Raw genomic sequence first — 19,381 nt, 5'->3', positions numbered from 1 at the left:
TCGATACCGATAGATACCCAAGATCGCCTGACACTGAGAGAGTACGTCTTGTCCGCCCCGACCTCTGAATCCCCTACGATGCCTGCCGTGACGATCTACACCGATGGTGGGTGCCGCGGTAACCCGGGCCCCGGTGGGTGGGGGGCCTTGCTGGTCTCCGGCCGACACGAGAAGCCGATAAAGGGCGGCGAGGCCGAGACCACCAACAACCGCATGGAACTGATGGCCGCCATTCAGGCGCTGCGGGCGCTGGACCGGCCGTGCCGGGTCTCCCTCTGGACCGATTCCCAATATGTCCGCAAGGGCATCACCGAATGGATCCACGGCTGGCAGAAGCGGGGCTGGGTAACCGCGGCGAAGCAGCCGGTGAAAAACGCGGAACTCTGGCGGGAGCTGCTTGCCGAGACCCGCCGTCACCGCATCGAGTGGCATTGGGTCAAGGGCCATAGCGGACATCAGGGCAACGAAGCGGCCGACCGGCTGGTCAACGAGGCGATCGATGAAGTGGTCGCCGGGCGTCGCGCGGCCAGATAGCGATTTACCGTCCGCAACGACAGCAATAGCGCCAGACAACAGCGAGGACAACCATGCGCCAGATCGTCATGGATACGGAAACTACCGGCATCGATCCGCGTGAAGGCCATCGCATCATCGAGATCGGTGGTATCGAACTGATCAACCGCCGGTTCACGGGGCGGACCTATCATCAGTACGTCAATCCGGAGCGGGACATCGAGGCGGAAGCCGTCGAGATTCACGGTATCACCAACGAGCGGGTCGCCGACGAGCCAGTGTTCGCGCAGATCGCCGACGAACTCTGGGAGTTCATGCGGGGCGCGCAGTTGGTCATCCACAATGCGCCTTTCGATGTCGGGTTCTTCGATCATGAATTCAAACTGCTGAAAGCAGCGCGCGGCGAACCCGTGCTGGGGCCGGTGGCGGAGCACTGTAGCGTACTGGATACGTTGAAGATGGCGCGCGAGATGCACCCGGGGCAGCGCAACAGCCTCGATGCGCTCTGCAAGCGTTACGACATCGACAACGGTCAGCGCGTGCTGCACGGCGCACTGCTGGACTCCGAGATCCTTGCCGACGTCTATCTCGCCATGACCGGGGGGCAGACCGCGCTGTCGCTGGCAGGCAACGACGAGGGCGGCGATCGCGAGGCGGGCGGTGCCAGCGGGCTGCGGCGTATCGACCGCGAAGGCTTGACGCTAGCGGTCACCCGACCCAGCGAGGCCGAGTGGCAGGCTCACCATCAGCGTCTCGAGCAGATTCGGCAGGCGGCCGGCGAGTGCCACTGGGATGCGCTGGCGGCGGCGGAGACCCAGCACTGATGCTACGGCGGGAAATACCCCCGATGGACGTCGTCGGCGGCTGGTTGCTGCGAATGAACGGCACTGGGGTGGCGCCGGCCGAATCGAGCAGCATGCTCGGTTACTGCCGGCGGTGGCCGGACCAGGCGCTGCGGCTGGGATACTGGGAGGGCGAGCCAGTCGCCGTCGTGGTCGAGGCGGACGGCGATGACTGGCCAGGCTTCCGTGACTGGTTGGCCCAGGTGAGCGTCACGCAAAGCGAGCTGCTGGCGACCGCGCTGCAGGTCACTCGCTGGGATCGCGACCATCGTTTCTGCGGGCGGTGCGGCCACGCCACCCGGCGCTTGACCCATGAGTTCGCCATGCAGTGCGATCACTGCGGCTTGCGCGGTTATCCGCGGATCTCGCCCTGCATCATCACGCTGGTGACCCATGGCAGGGATATGCTGTTGGCGCGCGGCCCTCGCTTCCCGCCCCAGCGGTATTCGACCCTGGCGGGGTTCATCGAACCCGGGGAGGCCGTGGAGGCTGCCGTTCGCCGCGAGGTCATGGAGGAGGTGGGCGTGGACGTCGGGCGGGTCAGCTTTTTCAAGAGCCAGTCCTGGCCATTCCCGCACTCGCTGATGATGGGCTTTTTCGCCGAAGCGGCCAGCCGGGATATTCATATCGATGGCCAGGAGATCGTGGATGCGGCCTGGTTCAGTCCGGCGACGTTGCCGCAACTGCCTCCGGCGTACTCGATTTCCCGTCAGTTGATCGAGACCCACCGCGGCGCAGTCGCGATGCGTTGACGCGCGGCCTAGTGACTGGACTTGGCGAAGAGCTTGGGCAGGCGGCTCGCAAGGCCAATATCGCCTTTGACCTTGACCTTGCCCGTAAGCAACGCCTGCATCGAGTTGAGTTCCTTCCTGACCAGCGCCATCAGCGTTGCCGTGTCGCTGATGATGGTGACGCCGGGATCCGGATGGCGGCCAGGCTGGATGTCGAGCGAACCGTCGTCGATGGTCATGTGGTAATCGTCGACATCGTCGAGATCGAACTGATAGACGGCCGAGACACCTTCGGCCGCCTTGGCGTCGAATCGGGCCCTGAGTTTGGCGATCAATGGATCGTCGGTCATGATGACATCTCCCGTGACAGAAGCGCTAAGCAGATCATTGCCGGTATCGGCACGCAAGCGCCGGAGCAGCTTAATCGCCTCTGGCGAGTTGCTCAAACCGAAGAAGTTTCCGAACCAAGGAGTGTGACGTGATCGAATGGCTGGCCGAGTACGGCCTCTTTCTGGCGAAGACAGTAACGTTGGTCGTCGCCATCGGGATCATTCTGGCGCTGATGGCTCACGGGCGGCGTCGAGGTCGGGGCGATAACGAAGCCAGGTTGACGGTCACGGCGCTCGACGAGCGGTTTCAGCGCCGGTCTCGACAATTGCGCCTGGCCGCCGAGCCCAAGGCACGTCGCCGACAGCTGGCCAAGCGGCTGCGTAAATCCGCCAAGCAGGCAGACAAGCAGGAGACATCGCAGGACACGGAGCGAGTGTGGGTGCTCGATTTCGACGGCGACCTCAAGGCCTCGGGCACGCCGGCGCTGGCGGAGCTGGTATCCCTGCTGCTGGAAGAGCTTCGCGATGGAGACGAGATCGTGTTGCGCCTGCAGTCCGGCGGCGGGCTGGTGCACAGCTACGGGTTGGCAGCGGCACAGCTGGATCGCCTGCGTGATGCGGGAGCGCGGCTGACGGTGTGCGTCGACAAGGTCGCGGCCAGCGGCGGCTACATGATGGCCTGCTGCGCCAACCATCTCATCGCGGCGCCTTTCGCCGTGATCGGTTCGATCGGCGTCGTGGCGCAGATACCCAACGTTCACCGTCTGCTGAAAAGGCACGACGTGGACGTCGAGCTCCTGACCGCGGGGCGTTACAAGCGGACCCTGACCGTCCTGGGGGAAAACAGCGAGGAAGGCCGGACCAAATTCATCGAGGACCTCGAGTCCACCCACGATCTGTTCAAGCGTTACGTGGCTGCCCGTCGTCCTTCGCTGGATATCGAGCAAGTCGCGACCGGGGAGATCTGGTACGGGAGTGAAGCCCTGGAAGCGGGACTGGTCGATGCGGTGGGCACTAGCGACGCCTATCTACTGGCGCGACAGGGCGATCGAGCGCGAATACTGAAGGTGTCGCTGGCATCTCGTCCCGGCCTGCTGGGAAGGCTGGGCAAGGGGATGGAAGGCGGTATGGAAAACTGCATCGATCGCGTGCTGCAGCGGGTCGACGACCTGCGCTGGGAGCGTCGCTAGCAATCGCCAGCTACGCGATATCCAGTTCCCCGAGCGTCCGAATCAGACGCTCGGCCACGTTGCCACGCAGCGAGTAATAGATCACCTGAGAGCTGCGTCGTGTCGTCACCAGGCGCTCCTGGCGCAGCACGGCAAGATGCTGGGAGAGCGCCGACTGGCTAAGCGTCATCTCCTGATTGATCTGGGTAACGGAGCGCTCTCCATGCATCAGAAGACAGAGTATGCGTAGCCGGCTCTCGTTGGCGACGGCCTTTAGCGTGGCGGTCGCTGGGCCAATCTGGTGGTCTCCCAGTGGGGCAGCCATTGTCGTCATAGTCAAAATTCCCAAGCACGCTGGGCGGATCGCCGCTGCTGAACCTCATGTTCAGGCGTTTCTGATATTAGCCTAATGTAACTTAAAGTTACAATGGTTTTTGATGTGTCTCTCGATGGCAGGGCTGGTGCTTGCGCGCAGGGATCCCTATAATTCGCGCCCGCTGCTGATCGTCTGAATCACTCTTTATCACCCAGAGGGTTCCCTAACCCCTCGGCCTGGCTCCGGTAGATGGCCCTCCGTAGCGCCACGGCAGACGAAAAAGGTTTCTCATGCTTGCACTCGACAACCGTCAATTCCGCTTCGCCTTGCTCTGCCTGGTGAGCTTTCACTTGCTGGTGATCACGGCCAGCAACTATCTGGTTCAACTCCCTTTCACCCTGTGGGGCTTGCATACCACCTGGGGCGCTTTCAGCTTTCCATTCATCTTCCTGGCAACCGATCTGACGGTGCGACTGTTCGGCAAGCCAGCGGCGAGAAGAATCGTCGCCGGGGTCATGGTGCCCGCGCTGCTGGTTTCCTATGCGGTATCCGTGCTGTTCCAGCAGGGGCGTTTCCAGGGCCTCGAGGCGCTGACGGAGTGGAATCTCTTCGTGGGACGCATCGCGCTGGCGAGCTTCATGGCCTACGTGCTGGGTCAATTGCTCGATATCCACGTGTTCGACCGGCTGCGCAGGCTTCGCGCCTGGTGGGTCGCACCGACCTTGTCCACGATCGCCGGCAATCTGGCGGACACCTTCGCCTTCTTCGCCATTGCCTTCTGGCAGGGCCCGGATCCCTTCATGCGTGAGCACTGGGTGGAAATCGCCTGGTTCGATTACGCGGTGAAACTATCGATCAGCCTGGTCTTCTTCCTGCCACTCTACGGCGCCCTGCTGGCCTATCTTGGCCGTCGCCTGCTGACGCGGGGCGATCAGGCCAATCTGCCGGGCATGTCACGCGGGCGGGGATAACCGGCTGCCTTTGTTATTCTAGGGAGGGAAGCGGTGGCCGCTCCGGCTGCCGGATCGGATCTCGGGAGGAATGACATTGCAACTTCACTGTATCGACACCGGCGCATCGGACGGGGAGAGCCCGGCGTTACCGCTGGTCGTGCTGCATGGACTGTTCGGTAGCGCGGACAACTGGCGCTCCCATATCAAGCAGTGGCAGAACGATCGTCGCGTGGTTGCGGTTGACCTGCGCAATCATGGCCGCTCGCCCCACGTCGAGGGAATGCGGTATGCGGCGATGGCATCCGATGTCATCGCACTGCTGGACGATCTCGGCATCGAGCGATTCGATCTGCTGGGCCACTCGATGGGCGGTAAGGTCGCCATGACGCTGGCCCGGTCGACCCCGGCGCGGGTGGCGCATTTGATCGTCGCCGATATTGCGCCTGTCGCCTACGACCACGGCCACGATGACGTCTTCGCCGCGATGCGACGGGTCGAGGCGGGTAGGCCGACCTCGCGGCGCGATGCCATGGCGCTGATGCAGGAAGAGATCGACGATGCCGCCACCTGTCAGTTCCTGGCGACCAATCTGCTTCGCGGTGACGATGGCGTCATGCACTGGCGCGTCGGCCTCGACGAAATCGGTGCCGGGTACGAGGATATCATCGCGCCACCAGACGGCGACCGGCCTTTCGAGGGCCCGGCGCTGTTGATTCGCGGTGGTGCCTCGCCCTACGTTCAGGACCGTCAGCGCGATACGGTCGAGGCGGTGATGCCCAACGTCGAGTGGCAGACGCTGGAGGGCGCGGGGCATTGGCTTCACGCCGAACAGCCCGACGCGTTTCGGGACGCCATCAATCGGTTCATCGCCAATTCGTGATAGCGCGGCTCTCCGGCCGAACCGGCATCATGTCGTGTCGATCTCGCCATCGATCGGGATCGGCTCGATCCTGCCGTCGGGCGACGATAGGAAGCGGTTGAGAATGCGGTAGGTGTCGATGTCGAAGCCACGGGCGTCGGGGAGGGCCTGCAGGTTTTCGAGCCGCTTGACGCTGCCCTGATAGTGCCAGTGGTCGACGACATGAAGCCCGACGTCGCCATCGGGCCCGCTCTCCCGGAAGGCGACGCGACCGGGCCACGGCCAGTTCTCGATACGCAGCCGTTCCATCGCATCGCGTGCTCTCCGGGTGTGGGTTTCCCGAGGTTCCGCACCACAGCATGCGCCCAGACAGCGGCTGATCTGGTAGCCGAAACAGCGACCCGATCCCTTTTCCAGTCCCAGTACCTGGAGGCAGAGCGACTCCTGGTTGGCAATGTCCCGTAACGTCATCTGGGCATCGCGACGATTGCGAAACAGGCCATGGAACCGTGAGCGCGCCGTGACCACCCACTGGCCGTCGGTCAGCGTCGGCTGTGCTTCGCCCAGGGGCCAGTTCCAGCTCACCATGCGCGTTCGCTTGCGAAGTTGCCGGTTGTAGAGCGGTATCCAGCGCTTGATCAGGTCCGCTTCCAGGAGTTGGGCCCCAAGATCGCCGCTGGTGCGCAGCCAGGCGATACGCTGGGTCTGCGCTACCACCTGAGCGTGCCTTCTGGATACCGGTTGCTGGACGTGGCTACGGACACGGCTGCGGATGTCGACGCTCTTGCCGACGTAGAGCGGCAGTTCATTGTTGCCGAAGAAGACATAGACTCCCGGGCGCGCGGGTAACGCGCCCAGGTCCTGAAGGGTCGTGCTGGGCAGGATGCGGCTCGGATCCTGCCGAGGGTCGTAGAGTAGCGGCTCGTAAGCTGATGATCTTGAAGTCATATCATCAATCTAGCCGATTTTTCTCTACGGCGCGTTGAGATCCACCGCCAGGCGAGAGACGGGGCTCTGTGCCTTGACCTGGGCCCGCTCCAGCAGAAATGCCTCGAAATCGCGATAGCGCTTGGCGTCCAGCGCGGCAGGGCGCAGCGCGAAACGGGGCAGGGTCGCCTTCCAGGCAGCGGCATTCAAGGGGGTGTCCAGTGCTGGATCGTAGCTGATGAAGCTTTGCCAGGCCTGATCCGGATGATTGATGATCCAGGATGTCGCTTCGCCGATGGCATCCGTGAATCGCCGATCCGCATCGCGGTGCTGGTCGAGGGTTTCACGGTTGGCCACGAAGATCAGTTCGTCATAGTCGGGGACACCCTGCTCCTCGATATAGAACGCCTTGCCCTCGACGCCCTCCTGTTTCATCTGGGCCGGTTCGAAGTTACGGAATGCCCCGGTCACGGCATCGACCTTTTCGCTGATCAACGCCGGCGTCAGCGAAAAGTTGACGTTGACCATCTCGACGTCATCCAGGCTCAGGCCGTTGTGCTCCAGCATGGCCGCGAGCAGTACCTCCTCGACGCCACCGACCGAGTATCCGATCTTTTTCCCCTTGAGCTGGGAAATATCGTCGATACCGCTGTCCGCGCGCACCAGCAGCGCATTCAGCGGTGTCGCGATCAAGGTGCCGACACGGACGACGGGGAGCCCTTGATCGACCTGGAGATGGAGCTGGGGCTGATAGCTGACGGCGAGATCGATCCGTCCGGCGGCGACGAGCTTGGGCGGAACGCTGGGATCGGCCGGGGCCTGAATGTCCACATCCAGGCCACGTTTCTCGAATAGCCCGCGCTGCTGGGCGATGATGATCGGCGCATGGACGGGATTGACGTACCAATCGAGCATCACGCTCAGCGGGATCATCCGCGGTGGCGCGAGATCGTCGCCGGTCTCCTGCGCCAGTGTGGGCGGAGTCGAGGCCAGGGCGAGCAAGGCCAGGCCCGTCGCCAGGCTGCGGCGCCATAGGTGGGAAAACGTCTTCGTCATTGCCTGTTCCTTTTATCCATTGCTGTTTATTCAGCCGTTTCGGTGCGTGGCGGTCGGCGGCGTTCGTCTCTCATTGATCGGGAGTCGTGCGATCCCGCTGCCAGGGCATCGCCACTCTCAAGGCCGTATCGATACCGAAATAGAGCAGTACGGCGAAGGTGACGAGAACCACCAGCGCCGCGAACATCAGGTCGATCTGCAGGCGCGCGTTGGCGTTGAGCATCAGGTAGCCCAGCCCTTGGCTGGCGCCTACCCACTCGCCGATCACCGCGCCGATCGGCGCCGCGCTTGCCGCCATGCGCAGGCCGGAAGCGAGTGCCGGCAGGGCGGCCGGCAACTGGACCTTCAGCAGCTGTTGCCGCCGGCTCAGGCCGAAGGTGCGGGCCAGGTCGAGCCAGCCCTGGGGCGTCTGGCGCAGGCCGTCGTAGCCGGTGGAGGCGACCGGGAAGTAGATGATCACCATCGCCATCAGTATCTTCGGGCCCAGGCCGTAACCCAGCCACAGCATCAGGATCGGGGCCAGCGCGAACAGCGGAATGGCCTGACTGATCAGCAGCAGCGGTAGCAGTGTTCGACGAAGTGCACGGAACCGGGCCAGTGCCAGTGCCGTCGTCAATCCCAGCAGGATGCCGCCGATCAGCCCTGTCACGATCTCGATGGCGGTGATGGCGGCGTGATGAGCCAGGAGCCCGCGGTGTTCGAACAGCGCGTTGGCGACAGCCGCCGGCGAGGGCAGGATGTAGCGCGGGACCCCGGTCACGGTCAGCACCAGTTGCCAGATCGCCGCGAGCGTGACGAGTGCCAGCAGCGGGCGTGCCAACCGTCTCCAGAGCGCTCGATCAGGCATGCGCCATCTCCCGCAGTTCGGCCACCAGTTCAGCCTGGCGACGCGGCAGCTCGCTGTTGTCGAGCGAGCGGGGGCGACGGCCTTCCGGTACAGGCATCGATACCAGTCGAGCGGGTTCTCCCTGCAGGATCAGGATTCGGTCAGCCAGTCGCAACGCTTCGAGCGGGTCGTGCGTCACCACGATCACGGTGCGCCCGTCCAGAAGCCGACTGGCAAGGTCATGAAGTTCCAGTCGGGTGATGGCGTCGACGGCGGAGAAAGGCTCGTCCATCAGCACCACACTGGCGTCCTCGAACAGGGTCCGGGCAAGGGCGACCCGCTGGCGCTGGCCGCCGGAGAGTTCATCAGGCCAATGGCTGGCCTTGTCGATCAGACCGACCTGGGCCAGCAGTCGCTTGGCGCGCTGCCGATCCCGAGCGGTGGGGCGGCCACGCCAGTGAGCGCTGAGCATGACGTTGCCGATCACCCGGTGCCAGGGAACGAGAAGGTCCTGCTGAGCCATCCAGGCTAGCCGCCCCCCTAGCGGGGCACCGTCGCTGGTATCGAGAACGAGATGGTGGTTGTCTGGCAGCCTCAAGCTGGCGATCATTCGCAGCAGCGAACTCTTGCCGCTGCCGCTACGGCCCAGCAGGCAGGTCCAACTGCCGGCGTCGAATCGCGCCTGGAGGGCTTGAAACAGCGGGCGGTCGCCGAACGTCAGCGAAGCATCGCGGACGATGAGTCCGGGCGGTGGCATGACAGCTCCCAATGGGGCGCGGGCGGAGTCATGCGAGAACTGCTGGCATTTCCTCCGCCGGTATTAGCCGGTTCAGGTTCCAGGGTTGTGCATGGCACTCTCAGCCCGTTGACCGGGCACCCCTATCCAGTGCAGTGGATTGTACGCCGACCAGCCCCGCCTGCCCACCGGCAGGGGGCTCACCGAGATGAGGATAATGACCATTGCGGATCGACGATGCCCCCCTTCAGGCGGATCCCGAGCTGACTCGCCGAGTCTCTCGATTGGCCGGCAGGTCACTGATACCCTTGCCGCTGCGGTGGCAGGACAGCGCCAACTGGCTATGGCGGAGCGAAGAGGCGTCACCGCAGTTGTTCAAACTGGCCAGGAGATCGCCGGCGAGCGATGGCTTCTGGTGGGGGATCCAGCAGCTTTTCGGTCTCGATCGCTGGAGAACGCCCGAGGCATTGACCCGAATTCCCTCGACGCTGCCGGCTCGCCTGCCGCTGTCGCCATTGCCGATGGTCTTCGTCGGTCGGCTGGGTAACGCGCCGCTCTGGAGCCTGCCTTGGTGCTCTGCCACGCCACCGCCGATGAACGAGGCGTTGGCCGCACGGCTCGGGACGCAACTGGCACGACTGCATCGGCAAGCGCTGCCTGGCTTCGGGCATCCCGCAGGCGACGTCTTCCCGCTGTCGAGCTGGCCTCGGCGGGCTCGGAATTTCATGGAGACGCACCCCAATCGTGGCTGGCTGGCCGACCTGCCGTCGTGGCCATTGCCGTCGAAGGTCGTCTGGTCGCTACCGGATCTGCGCAGTGATCAGTTTCTGGCCGGGACACAGGAGTGGCGCTGGAGCGACTGGGAGGCGCTGGTCTGGGCACCGCTGGAGTGGGACCTGTGCCTGCTCGAGTTGGTGCTGGAGAGTGGCGCCCAGCGAGACGCGTTCTTGGCGACCTACCGGCGCTATCATGCCATACCGGATCTTTCCGGCTATCGTCCCGGGATGCGTTCCCTGGCACTGCTGCTGGCGCTCCATGGCGAGCGGGCAACGGCCCGGACCCTCCATCATCCTCACTGGCTAAAAGATTAAATTTGCAGCCCTTTTTCGCCACGCAACGGTATCCGTGCATGGCATACTAAGGCATCCCCAATTGATAACCGATGGTTGATTCTTGGACTCGATCAATAGCCTGTTCCTTGTCTGCGGGGCGCTGATAGCCCTGAGTATCCTGGCCAGTCGCGTATCATCGCGGATTGGCGTGCCTCTGCTTGTGCTGTTCCTGGGCCTTGGCATGCTCGCCGGCGAAGAGGGCGTGCTGGGGCTGAAGTTCGACGACTACTCCCAGGCTTTCCTGATCGGCCACCTGGCATTGGCGATGATTCTGCTCGATGGCGGGCTTCGGACGCGGTTGCGAACGTTCCGCGTTGGGCTGAAGCCGGCGCTATCGCTGGCGACCGTCGGTGTGTTCCTGACCAGTGGCATCATGGGGCTGCTGGCCATGTGGCTGCTTGACCTGTCGCTCACAGAGGGCCTTCTGGTCGGTGCGATCGTCGGTTCTACCGACGCCGCGGCGGTGTTCTCGATGCTGAAGGGGCAGGGCGTCAATCTCAACGAGCGAGTGGGCGCGACGCTCGAGATCGAATCCGGTACCAACGATCCGATGGCGATCTTTCTTACCATCACGCTAGCCGAGTTGCTGACGGGCGCGGTGGGGGGCATCGGGGAGACGTTGATGCGATTTGCCCTGCAGTTCGGGCTGGGACTGGCCGTCGGACTGGGGGGCGGTTGGGTCTCCGCCAAATTGCTGCGCTGGCTGGATCTTGCACCCGGGCTCTATTCGCTGCTGGCGCTGGCGCTGGGGTTCTGTATCTTCGGGGCGACCAGCGCAGCGGGCGGTAGCGGCTTTTTGGCCATCTACCTCACAGGCCTGATGATCGGTAACCAGCCGGGACGCCACCTCAACCATATTCTTCCCGTTCACGATGGGCTGGCGTGGTTGAGCCAGATAGGATTGTTCCTGGTGCTCGGTATGCTGGTCACGCCATCGGAAATGATCGATTACGCAGTGCCGAGCGCTATCCTGGGGATCGCCCTGATCGTGCTGGCACGTCCGGTCGCCGTCGTCGTTTCGCTGGTCCCGTTCTTCAGCTTTCGCTGGCGAGAGGTTTGCTTCATCTCCTGGGTCGGGCTGCGGGGCGCGGTTCCCATCGTGCTGGCCATCTTCCCCGTGATAAGCGGGGTCGAGAACGCGACGCTCTATTTCAACGTGGCGTTCTTCGTGGTCCTGATCTCCCTGTTGCTGCAAGGCTCTACCTTGGCTCGCGTCGCTCGCTGGATGCGCGTGGTGCTACCGGAGACCACGACGCCCGATCGTCGGGGGCAACTGGGCGTGCTCCCGGAGAACGACTACGAGATGTTCGTCTACAAGGTCGAGAACGAATCGCTGGATGACGTGCCGATCCGCCTGCTGCGTCTGCCCTCGGGGACCCTGATCTCGGCGATCTTCCGCCAGCATGCCATGTTGCACCCGAAGGGCAGTACCCGTTTGCGGTTGGGAGACGTTATCTGCCTGATCGGGCGCACCGGTGATCTGCCAACTCTCAACCGGCTGTTCAATGGGGAGGCGAAGCTCAAGCGCGAACGTGCCTTCTTCGGTACCTTTACCCTGGACGGCGAAGCGCTCATGCAGGAAGTCGCCGGCGCCTATGGTTTGACCCTGAGCCCGGGGGAGCAGGAGATGACGCTGGGTGAGTTCGTAGCGCTGCGTGTCGGCGGTCATCCCGTCGTCGGGGATGACGTCGACTGGCATGGCTTTCACTGGGTAGTCAGTGAGATGGAAGGCAATCGTGTGACGAGGGTGGGGTTGCGCCTCTACCACTGAGGCCGAAGGCCGGCGTCACTCGACGTCGGCATCGTCGGTGGGATTGTCCAACCGCTTGCCGGTTTCGCGGGAGGTCATCCTGTTCATGCTGTCGGCTCGCTTTTTCGCCTCGGCGGCTTCCGCGAAATGGCCCAGGCTGCCTCCCGTATCGCCATCATAGACCTCATAGCATACCTGCTCGGGCTTGCCGGGCTTGTGCGTCTTTCTTATCTCGACGAATGGCTCTGCCATGATCGAATCCTCCTGAAGATGCATCGGCTGTCGGGTTGGCTGTGGTGCCGACGTGGTACGGCAAGGGATGGGGCTATTCATTGCGAAAAAAGGTCAGTCCGGGTCCAGGTCCCACTGCAGACCGAACTGAAGGCCGTTGATCGCTTCATCAATGAAACCCGCATTCTGATTGTCGCGGCCATCATCGGCCTGTTCCAGCGACGCCTGCGTCTGAGGATCCGGCCATCCCAGACGTGCCATGCACAATTGATACTCCGGCTCGCCGGCGATCTGGTGCGTCTGGCGTTCACAGGTGTTGCTGTCTCGCAGAAAGTTCGTCGCCGTCAGTCGTGGCGTCGCCGACACACAGCCAGCCAAGACAAGGGGGGCGACGAAATAGATTAACGCTCGGTGCATTGTCGACATCACTGAAAGCTAGATGCAGCGTAGCACTGTTTGCGAACGCATCCGCCCCTTTGATGAAAATTTCGCCGCGCGTCTTGATCAAGGTCGTCAACCTTGGCTCACGAAGCCAGTCCGGTGGTGGGGAGTCGCCAGCTCAGCAGAATGTCGTGATGGGTGATATGGATGACCCGAACCTGATCACTGTCGTCGAACTGTTCTACGAGACGCTCCCATTCGCGGATGGGTTCGTGGACGCCTCGGCTGATCGCGACCTGGTGGAAGTGGTTGGCGTGCGCTTGCGAAATCAACTGCTCGATACGCCGGACGAGCCGTCTCTCGGGCGTCGGGAAGGGGATGATCATCGATCGCTCCGCAATAACTGTTCATACATACAGTATCCGCGACAGATGGCATCAATACAACCGTCATCGGGCCGAGAGAAGAATCCCGCGAGCGTTTCTAGGCCTATTGCGGATGGCTCTCCATGTACGACTGAATGGCAGTCATGGTGGTCTGCATGTCGTCGCAGAATGACTGGGAGGGCTGGAACGCCGCGCCGCTCGCCAGCTGCTTCATCTCATCATCATGGCTGGAGACCTGGCCGCTCTCGCGCAGCCCTCTGGCCATGCTCGTCAGCGCCTGTTGCGTTTGCTGCGGGTTGTCGCTGTTCGATATATAGGCGTCGATTTCCCGAGTCTGCTCGCTGACGTGCTTCATCAAGTTATCCGACGAACACTCGAACGGCGCGGCCGTGGCGCTCGCTGACATGATGGCCATGGCCAGTAGTCCGGCAACGGCGAGTTTTGCGGTGTGACTCAAGTCGGTATTGCTCATCAGATGATGCATCTCCTTCACTGAGCTAGCTGGGCTGCGGTCTCCGCCAAACCCCGAGATAGGGGCGGGGAAGGGGGCATTCCCAGGATCTATGGCGCTATCGCGACACGGATAATGCCTGGTTCGCTATCGGCGATTTCCAGGTTGGTACCTCGGATCGCCGTCCCGAACGCTTCACGGATGGACATCGTCCCGTGAATGCCATTGATCCGGCTGTCTCGTCAAATCGCTGCGCAGGCATATCGTAGCGAGCGACCTTGCCACAGGCGTCCGTCGAGGTGACCGAGGCGTACTGACCCGACCCTGGCTCTAACACCCGGCCAGGACGGTTGGCACGAACGCCGTCAATACAGCTTCCATCCCCTCCCTCCCTGCTTGCCGATGCGATCCTGGGAGTCACGAGAGTAGCGACTAACGATCGAGGTGAATAGGCGCCGATGTCTCTCTGCCACGGCCCGGAGAAGCTGGGCTGATCCTGCGCCGTTATACGGTACAAGGTTCAGGGAGCGCACGTGATCCGGTCCTTCAAGGACGACTGGCCTGGGGCGGTTTGACGGGGTCAGAAACGAAAAAGCCCCGCAGCGATAAAGCTGACGGGGCTTTCGAATGTAAGGTGGCGGAGGGACAGGGATTCGAACCCTGGGTAGGCTATTAACCTACGCCGGTTTTCAAGACCGGTGCATTCAACCGCTCTGCCATCCCTCCGGCTTACGGCGGGGAATACTACCAGCTTATTGGGGCGCGTCAATAGGTTCTTTAGCTTTCAAGGAGTTATTTCGCTTTGCCGCGAGCGTATAACGCTTGTCAGGGGAACTTTGCAAGGGCATTCTGGTCTATGAGTGAGTTTCAACAGAACTGAGGGGACGACAAATGGATTACCGAACGTCGCACGACATCACCGATCGCCGATCGAGTGCGGTCAGCACCAACAAGGTGTTGCGCAACACCTACATGTTGCTGGCCATGACACTGCTATTCTCCGCCGTGACCGCCGGCGCCGCCATGGCGATGGGCGTCACGCAGCTCAACATCTTCGTGTTCTTCATCGGTGCCTATGGCCTGATGTTCCTGGTCCACAAGACCGCCAACTCCGGTGCCGGCATCGCGGCGATCTTCGCCTTCACCGGTTTCATGGGGTTCACGCTGGGACCGATCATCGACCTCTACCTGTCGATCCCCAACGGGGCGCAGCTGGTGATGACGGCGCTGGGCATGACCGCGGCCACCTTCCTGGGGCTGTCGGCCGTGGCGCTGATCACGCGCAAGGACTTCAGCTTCCTGGGTAACTTCATGATGGCGGGCGCCATCGTGCTGGTACTGGCCATGGTCGCCGCGCTGATCTTCAACATCCCGGGCCTGGCGCTGGCAGTCTCCGCCGGTTTCGTGCTGTTCTCGTCGGCGGCGATTCTGTACCAGACCAGCGAGATCGTGAATCGCGCCGGGGAGACCAACTATATCCTGGCAACCGTCACGCTCTACGTCTCGATCTACAATCTGTTCATCAGCCTGCTGTCGATCCTGGGCGTCATGTCTCGCGACTGATCTCCATGGCGTGGTACCGACGCAGACGAGGCCCCACTACGGTGGGGCCTCGCCGTTTGATACCATGAGCATTGACAGACTTCTCCCGGCAGCTTGCACGGAATCATCGGTTGTCATGCTCAATTACGCATTACTGCTACATGCCGCGCCTTACAGTCACCAGGCGGCGTTGTCGGCGCTACGCTTCGCCGATACCGTCGTGGCGAATGGTCATCGAATGAAAACGATCTTTTTCTATCACGATGGCGTCCACAACGCATCGGCCCTGATGGCGCCGCCGCAGGACGAGGTCCACCTGGCCGATGGCTGGAAGCGGCTTCATCAAGAACATGGCACGGAACTGCTGGTCTGCGTGGCAGCCGGGTTGCGCCGTGGGCTGCTGGACGTCAGCGAAGCCAGCCGCCATGGTGTGATGTCGCATAGCCTCGAAGCGCCCTTCGAGTTGACGGGGGTCGGCCAACTGGTCGATGCCATGCTGACCAGTGATCGAATGATCACATTCGCGCCATGATCGACGTTTCTGACTCCCGCCCCGTACCGCAGGATCTGCTGGTGGTGCTGCGCCATCCGCCCCACGGTACCCATTGGCTGCGCGAGGGTCTGGATGTGGCGCTGGTTGCGGCGGCGTTCGGCCAGCGCGTCGGTCTGCTGTTTCAGGGGGATGGCATCTACGCGCTGTTGAAGGGGCAACAGGCCGGCCCCCTGGGCCAGAAGGGCACCCATCCGCAGCTCGCCATGCTGGAGATGTATGACATCGACACGCTGTGGGTTAGCGCCAGGGGGCTGAACGAACGCGGTCTCTCGGCGGACGACCTGATGTTGCCGGTGGTACCCTTGGAAGCCAGCGCCATGGTGGAGCTCCTCCAGCGCCATCCCCACACCTTGATTTTCTAGGCTCGGAACGACGTTCATGATGCTGCATCTGCTCAACCGGTCCCCTCGTTCGACCGCCACCTACCAAGATGTGAGTGAGGCTTTCGGCTCGGACGATCACCTGCTGCTGATCGAGGATGCCTGCTACGCGGCGCAGCCTTCGGCCGGCGCTGCGCTCGAACCCTTTGGCGGGCGGGTATCCGTGCTCCAAGAGGATCTGGTTGCCCGAGGGCTGGCCAAGCGGGTCGATCCTTCCGTCGAAGTCGTCGACATGAACGGCTTCCTGGCGCTGACGGAGACCCACGAACGCTGCGTGAGCTGGTTCTGATGGCAACCAGGACGGCAAGAACCTTGATGGTGGAGGGGCATCCCGTCGCTCTCGATCCCGAGGGCTATCTGGTCTCGCTCGACGACTGGTCGGAACGCGTCGCCGAAGCGTTGGCCGCGGACGAGGGACGCGAGCTGACACCCGCCCATTGGGAGATCATCGGCGTGCTGCGTGATTTCTACCAGCGCTTCGAGGCGGCGCCAGCCATGCGCCCGCTGGTCAAGGCGGTGAAACAGGCCCTGGGTGAAGAGAAGGGCAACTCGATCTATCTAATGCGGCTGTTTCCCGACAGCCCGGCCAAGGTCGGTGCCCGCCTGGCCGGCCTGCCCAAGCCGACCAACTGTCTCTAGTGCTTGATCGCCAACGGTTCCCGCCATGAACTTTCTTGCCCACGCCTGGCTCTCACGTCAAGGCAGTGACGATTTCCTCTACGGCAACCTGGTTGCCGACGGGATCAAGGGCGCGCACCTGGCGTCATGGCCGCCGGCCGTGGCCGCGGGCATCCGTCACCATCGCCAGGTGGATGCCGCCATCGATCGTCATGCGGAGGTACTGCACCTGCTGCGGATGGCGCCGCAGGCCCAGCGGCGTTTTGCCGGAATTGCGCTGGATCTGGTCTGGGACCACTTCCTGGCCAGCCGTCACCCTGACGCCAGCCTGGTCGAGCGCTGCTATCGGGTGCTCGGAGCGCGGCCGGCGCCCTCGCGGCTCGAGGGCCTGGTGCCGGCGATGATCGATGGCAACTGGCTGCAGCGCTACGCCGACTTCGACTTCACCTGCCGTGCCATCGCCGGCATCGGCCAGCGGCTGCGCGGCCCTAATCAACTCGCTGCGTTGACGCCTTGGTTGCGCGACGAGTACGCCAGTCTCGAGGCCGCTTTCGTCGCGCTCTGGCCCGACATGCAGCAGCGCTTCCGCGAGTAAATCGGCCCTAGCCTGGCAGCCAAAGGCAGTCGACCCGGTCACCGGGACGAATATGGCTGTCGGCCGGGATGACGGCAAAGGCATTCGTCTCGGCGCAGGAGGTCAGGACCGCCGAGCTCTGTTCGGGGTAGGGCGTGGCAAGGATGCGCTCACCGTGAAACTCGAGATTGGCGCGCATGTAGTGACGTCGACCCTGGGCGCGGGTCTCGAACTGCGCCTCGGCGCTGATCACCGGAAGCGACTCCTGGTCGGAACAACCCTGGAGCCTGCCCAACAGTGGCCGCAGGTAGAGCCAGGCACCGACATAGCTCGATACCGGGTTGCCGGGCAACCCCACCAGGCGCGTGGAGCCGATCGTCCCCAGCGCCAGTGGCTTGCCCGGTCGCATCGCCAGTCGCCACAGCGAGAGCGTTCCGAGCCGTTCCAGCGCCGGCTTGACGTGATCTTCCTCGCCGACGCTGACACCGCCCGTGGTCACGATGACATCGGCAACGGACGCGGCTTCCTCCAGGCGTGCCAGGGTAGCGCCGAAATCGTCGGCAACCTGAACCTGGCTGACCAGCTCGCCACCGAAGCGTCGGATCAGCGTGGCCAGCATCGGGCCGTTGCTATTGTAGATCTGTCCGCGGGCCAGGGACTGGCCGGGCTCGACGATCTCGTCGCCGGTGAGCAGCAGCGCCACTCTCGGCCGCCTGACCACGTCGACCGTCGAGTAGCCCTGGCCAGCGAGCAGTCCCAGCGCGGCTGCGCCCAGGCGCGTGCCGGCGCCGAGCAGGGGCTGCCCCATGGTCACGTCCAGCCCACGACGCCTCACGTTCTGTCCAACCTGGGTTACCGGAACGATCGCGGTGTCACCGACCCGTTCGACATTTTCCTGGATCGCCACGCAGTCGGCCCCGGCCGGTATCTCGCTGCCGGTAAAGATCCGCGCGCAGGTGCCGGGCGCCAGCGGCTGCGCTGGCTGGCCGGCGGGAATGCGCTGGGAGATCGGCAGTTGCCTACCACTGTCCGCGCTGGCCAACGCGAATCCATCCATGGCGCTGTTGTCCGCCGGCGGCACGTCAATGGCGGCAAGAACGTTGCCCACCAGCACGCGGCCATCGGCGTCCGAACAGTCGATGCGTTCGCTTTCGAGCCGTGTGACACCCTCAAGCAGTGCTTCCAGGGCACGTTCGACGCTTTGGAGTCCACTCTGGTTTCTCTCAGCCATGATCCTGCGTGCCTCGTCCCGGGATCACCAGATTGGCGAAGTTACAGGGGCGGTGACGGCTATCCAGCTGCTCTTGGAGAATCCGGTCCCAACCGGTGCGGCAGGCACCGGTTGAACCCGGCAGGCAGAAGATCACGGTCGCGTTGGACAGCCCGCCCAGGCAGCGACTCTGCACGGTCGAGCTGCCGATCTCCTCGAACGAGAGCTGCCGGAACAACTCGCCGAACCCTTCGATATGCTTGTCGAGCAGCGGGGCGACGGCTTCGGGCGTGGAGTCCCGGCCGGTGAACCCGGTGCCGCCGGTCGTCAGCACGACCTGTACGTCATCATCGGCGATCCATCCCGCGACCACGGCCCGAATCCGATAGACGTCGTCAGGCACGATGCGTTTCTCGGCGAGGCGATGTCCCGCCGCTTCGAGGCGGTCGACGAGGGTCTGCCCGGAGCGATCGCTAGCGTCGTCCCGGGTATCCGAGATCGTCAGTACCGCGATCGACAGTGGAATCAAGGACGAGTCGCTCATGATCCTTCCCGGCTGCCGTCGGCTCCGGCCTTGCGTGCCTGACGCGCTTCCAGCGCGGCGAGCTGCTCGTCGGTCGCCGGTGCCTGGTGGTGAGCCTTCCATTCGGCGTAGGGCATGCCGTAGACGTGCTCGCGTGCCGTTTCATAGTCGAGCTCGGCGCCTCGCGTCTTGGCCGCGCTGACCAGCCATTTAGAGAGACAGTTGCGGCAGAAATCCGCCAGGATCATCAGATCGATGTTCTGGACATCCTTGTTCGCGTCCAGATGACGAAGCAGCCGGCGAAAGGCGGCCGCTTCCAGTTCGGTGCGGGTCTGCTCATCAAGGTGTTGCATAGCAGAAACTCCTGTCGTGGAAGATGAGTGGCATTCAGGACCGGATGGCCGGTGCCGTTT

General features: G+C 63.2%; 27 protein-coding genes, 1 tRNA gene and 1 riboswitch. Of the genes, 14 read left to right on the top strand and 14 right to left on the bottom strand.

The window, feature by feature from the left end:
- The first annotated feature begins 78 nt into the window (after window positions 1-78).
- The 3 genes from rnhA to nudC are packed head-to-tail and all read left to right on the top strand — an operon-like array spanning window position 79 to window position 2,107.
- Complete coding sequence (gene rnhA / locus DOM54_RS11455; RefSeq protein ID WP_110716428.1) at window positions 79-534, top strand: ribonuclease HI; 456 nt, start codon at window positions 79-81, stop codon at window positions 532-534.
- A 53-nt stretch (window positions 535-587) separates the two neighbouring features.
- Window positions 588-1,337 (top strand): DNA polymerase III subunit epsilon, encoded by a 750-nt coding sequence (gene dnaQ, locus DOM54_RS11450; RefSeq protein WP_110716427.1) that lies wholly within the window; start codon window positions 588-590, stop codon window positions 1,335-1,337.
- Entirely contained in the window at window positions 1,337-2,107 is a 771-nt protein-coding gene (nudC, locus tag DOM54_RS11445; RefSeq protein WP_110716426.1) for an NAD(+) diphosphatase, read from the top strand. The genes dnaQ and nudC overlap by 1 nt, the downstream gene beginning before the upstream one ends.
- Before the next feature lie 8 nt (window positions 2,108-2,115).
- Here the strand turns inward: nudC and DOM54_RS11440 are convergent, their stop codons facing one another.
- Window positions 2,116-2,436, bottom strand: coding sequence for an SCP2 sterol-binding domain-containing protein (locus DOM54_RS11440; protein ID WP_110716425.1), 321 nt, complete (start codon window positions 2,434-2,436; stop codon window positions 2,116-2,118).
- Between the two features lie 128 nt (window positions 2,437-2,564).
- Between DOM54_RS11440 and sohB the strand changes: the two genes are divergently transcribed.
- On the top strand, window positions 2,565-3,605 hold the full coding sequence (sohB, locus tag DOM54_RS11435) for a protease SohB (RefSeq protein WP_110716424.1): 1,041 nt from the start codon (window positions 2,565-2,567) through the stop codon (window positions 3,603-3,605).
- A gap of 10 nt (window positions 3,606-3,615) precedes the next feature.
- Here sohB and DOM54_RS11430 read toward each other — a convergent pair whose 3' ends face one another.
- Entirely contained in the window at window positions 3,616-3,918 is a 303-nt protein-coding gene (locus DOM54_RS11430; RefSeq protein ID WP_110716423.1) for an ArsR/SmtB family transcription factor, read from the bottom strand.
- Window positions 3,919-4,190: 272 nt separating this feature from the next.
- Here DOM54_RS11430 and DOM54_RS11425 point away from each other — a divergent pair, with 272 nt between their 5' ends.
- Window positions 4,191-4,871 carry a 7-cyano-7-deazaguanine/7-aminomethyl-7-deazaguanine transporter gene (locus DOM54_RS11425; protein ID WP_110716422.1) on the top strand — a complete coding sequence of 227 codons (681 nt, stop codon included), beginning with the start codon at window positions 4,191-4,193 and terminating at the stop codon, window positions 4,869-4,871.
- A 70-nt stretch (window positions 4,872-4,941) separates the two neighbouring features.
- Window positions 4,942-5,733, top strand: coding sequence for an alpha/beta fold hydrolase (locus DOM54_RS11420; protein ID WP_110716421.1), 792 nt, complete (start codon window positions 4,942-4,944; stop codon window positions 5,731-5,733).
- A gap of 27 nt (window positions 5,734-5,760) precedes the next feature.
- Here the strand turns inward: DOM54_RS11420 and DOM54_RS11415 are convergent, their stop codons facing one another.
- The 4 genes from DOM54_RS11415 to DOM54_RS11400 all read right to left on the bottom strand — a co-directional run bounded on the left by DOM54_RS11415 (window position 5,761) and on the right by DOM54_RS11400 (window position 9,278).
- Window positions 5,761-6,660, bottom strand: coding sequence for a hypothetical protein (locus tag DOM54_RS11415; RefSeq protein ID WP_110716420.1), 900 nt, complete (start codon window positions 6,658-6,660; stop codon window positions 5,761-5,763).
- A gap of 24 nt (window positions 6,661-6,684) precedes the next feature.
- Window positions 6,685-7,695 carry an ABC transporter substrate-binding protein gene (locus DOM54_RS11410; RefSeq protein WP_167406512.1) on the bottom strand — a complete coding sequence of 337 codons (1,011 nt, stop codon included), beginning with the start codon at window positions 7,693-7,695 and terminating at the stop codon, window positions 6,685-6,687.
- Window positions 7,696-7,765: 70 nt separating this feature from the next.
- Complete coding sequence (locus DOM54_RS11405) at window positions 7,766-8,542, bottom strand: ABC transporter permease (protein WP_110716419.1); 777 nt, start codon at window positions 8,540-8,542, stop codon at window positions 7,766-7,768.
- Window positions 8,535-9,278 carry an ABC transporter ATP-binding protein gene (locus DOM54_RS11400; RefSeq protein WP_110716418.1) on the bottom strand — a complete coding sequence of 248 codons (744 nt, stop codon included), beginning with the start codon at window positions 9,276-9,278 and terminating at the stop codon, window positions 8,535-8,537. Before DOM54_RS11400 ends, DOM54_RS11405 begins: the two co-directional genes overlap by 8 nt.
- 32 nt (window positions 9,279-9,310) lie before the next feature.
- Window positions 9,311-9,412: riboswitch (TPP riboswitch) on the bottom strand.
- A gap of 69 nt (window positions 9,413-9,481) precedes the next feature.
- On the opposite strand from DOM54_RS11400, the gene DOM54_RS11395 reads away from it, so the two are divergent.
- Window positions 9,482-10,348: a phosphotransferase family protein gene (locus DOM54_RS11395; RefSeq protein ID WP_110716417.1), complete on the top strand. Its 867-nt coding sequence runs from the start codon at window positions 9,482-9,484 to the stop codon at window positions 10,346-10,348.
- An 82-nt stretch (window positions 10,349-10,430) separates the two neighbouring features.
- On the top strand, window positions 10,431-12,140 hold the full coding sequence (locus DOM54_RS11390; RefSeq protein ID WP_110716416.1) for a potassium/proton antiporter: 1,710 nt from the start codon (window positions 10,431-10,433) through the stop codon (window positions 12,138-12,140).
- Window positions 12,141-12,155: 15 nt separating this feature from the next.
- Here the strand turns inward: DOM54_RS11390 and DOM54_RS11385 are convergent, their stop codons facing one another.
- The 5 genes from DOM54_RS11385 to DOM54_RS11365 all read right to left on the bottom strand — a co-directional run bounded on the left by DOM54_RS11385 (window position 12,156) and on the right by DOM54_RS11365 (window position 14,294).
- Complete coding sequence (locus tag DOM54_RS11385; protein ID WP_157958223.1) at window positions 12,156-12,371, bottom strand: hypothetical protein; 216 nt, start codon at window positions 12,369-12,371, stop codon at window positions 12,156-12,158.
- Between the two features lie 93 nt (window positions 12,372-12,464).
- Window positions 12,465-12,767, bottom strand: a complete 303-nt coding sequence (locus DOM54_RS11380; RefSeq protein ID WP_162619839.1) for a hypothetical protein — start codon at window positions 12,765-12,767, stop codon at window positions 12,465-12,467.
- Between the two features lie 107 nt (window positions 12,768-12,874).
- Window positions 12,875-13,117 carry a DUF1654 domain-containing protein gene (locus tag DOM54_RS11375; protein WP_110716414.1) on the bottom strand — a complete coding sequence of 81 codons (243 nt, stop codon included), beginning with the start codon at window positions 13,115-13,117 and terminating at the stop codon, window positions 12,875-12,877.
- A gap of 103 nt (window positions 13,118-13,220) precedes the next feature.
- Entirely contained in the window at window positions 13,221-13,589 is a 369-nt protein-coding gene (locus tag DOM54_RS11370; RefSeq protein ID WP_110716413.1) for a hypothetical protein, read from the bottom strand.
- A 614-nt stretch (window positions 13,590-14,203) separates the two neighbouring features.
- A tRNA-Ser gene (locus DOM54_RS11365) sits at window positions 14,204-14,294 on the bottom strand.
- A gap of 165 nt (window positions 14,295-14,459) precedes the next feature.
- On the opposite strand from DOM54_RS11365, the gene DOM54_RS11360 reads away from it, so the two are divergent.
- From DOM54_RS11360 to DOM54_RS11335, 6 genes are all read left to right on the top strand, one after another.
- Window positions 14,460-15,131 (top strand): Bax inhibitor-1/YccA family protein, encoded by a 672-nt coding sequence (locus DOM54_RS11360; RefSeq protein ID WP_110716412.1) that lies wholly within the window; start codon window positions 14,460-14,462, stop codon window positions 15,129-15,131.
- A 115-nt stretch (window positions 15,132-15,246) separates the two neighbouring features.
- Window positions 15,247-15,642 (top strand): sulfurtransferase complex subunit TusD, encoded by a 396-nt coding sequence (tusD, locus tag DOM54_RS11355; protein WP_110716411.1) that lies wholly within the window; start codon window positions 15,247-15,249, stop codon window positions 15,640-15,642.
- A complete protein-coding gene (gene tusC, locus DOM54_RS11350; RefSeq protein ID WP_110716410.1) occupies window positions 15,639-16,025 on the top strand; it encodes a sulfurtransferase complex subunit TusC in 387 nt (128 codons plus the stop codon). The genes tusD and tusC overlap by 4 nt, the downstream gene beginning before the upstream one ends.
- A 16-nt stretch (window positions 16,026-16,041) precedes the next feature.
- The gene (gene tusB, locus DOM54_RS11345) at window positions 16,042-16,332 is read left to right on the top strand and encodes a sulfurtransferase complex subunit TusB (RefSeq protein WP_110716409.1); all 291 of its coding nucleotides are present in this window, start codon (window positions 16,042-16,044) and stop codon (window positions 16,330-16,332) included.
- Window positions 16,332-16,682: a TusE/DsrC/DsvC family sulfur relay protein gene (locus tag DOM54_RS11340; protein ID WP_110599739.1), complete on the top strand. Its 351-nt coding sequence runs from the start codon at window positions 16,332-16,334 to the stop codon at window positions 16,680-16,682. Before tusB ends, DOM54_RS11340 begins: the two co-directional genes overlap by 1 nt.
- Before the next feature lie 25 nt (window positions 16,683-16,707).
- Complete coding sequence (locus DOM54_RS11335; RefSeq protein WP_110716408.1) at window positions 16,708-17,256, top strand: acyl carrier protein phosphodiesterase; 549 nt, start codon at window positions 16,708-16,710, stop codon at window positions 17,254-17,256.
- Between the two features lie 7 nt (window positions 17,257-17,263).
- Here DOM54_RS11335 and DOM54_RS11330 read toward each other — a convergent pair whose 3' ends face one another.
- Genes DOM54_RS11330 through DOM54_RS11320 form a run of 3 tightly spaced genes read right to left on the bottom strand, consistent with a single transcriptional unit; the run spans window position 17,264 to window position 19,321 of the window.
- Window positions 17,264-18,466: a molybdopterin molybdotransferase MoeA gene (locus DOM54_RS11330; RefSeq protein ID WP_110716407.1), complete on the bottom strand. Its 1,203-nt coding sequence runs from the start codon at window positions 18,464-18,466 to the stop codon at window positions 17,264-17,266.
- The gene (gene moaB / locus DOM54_RS11325; RefSeq protein ID WP_110716406.1) at window positions 18,459-18,989 is read right to left on the bottom strand and encodes a molybdenum cofactor biosynthesis protein B; all 531 of its coding nucleotides are present in this window, start codon (window positions 18,987-18,989) and stop codon (window positions 18,459-18,461) included. Before moaB ends, DOM54_RS11330 begins: the two co-directional genes overlap by 8 nt.
- Window positions 18,986-19,321, bottom strand: a complete 336-nt coding sequence (locus DOM54_RS11320) for a DUF1244 domain-containing protein (RefSeq protein ID WP_110716405.1) — start codon at window positions 19,319-19,321, stop codon at window positions 18,986-18,988. Before DOM54_RS11320 ends, moaB begins: the two co-directional genes overlap by 4 nt.
- Window positions 19,322-19,381 lie beyond the last annotated feature (60 nt).

This window comes from Salinicola acroporae, from assembly GCF_003206615.1.
Lineage (GTDB): Bacteria > Pseudomonadota > Gammaproteobacteria > Pseudomonadales > Halomonadaceae > Salinicola > Salinicola acroporae.
This window is presented reverse-complemented; position numbering and strand designations above follow the sequence as displayed.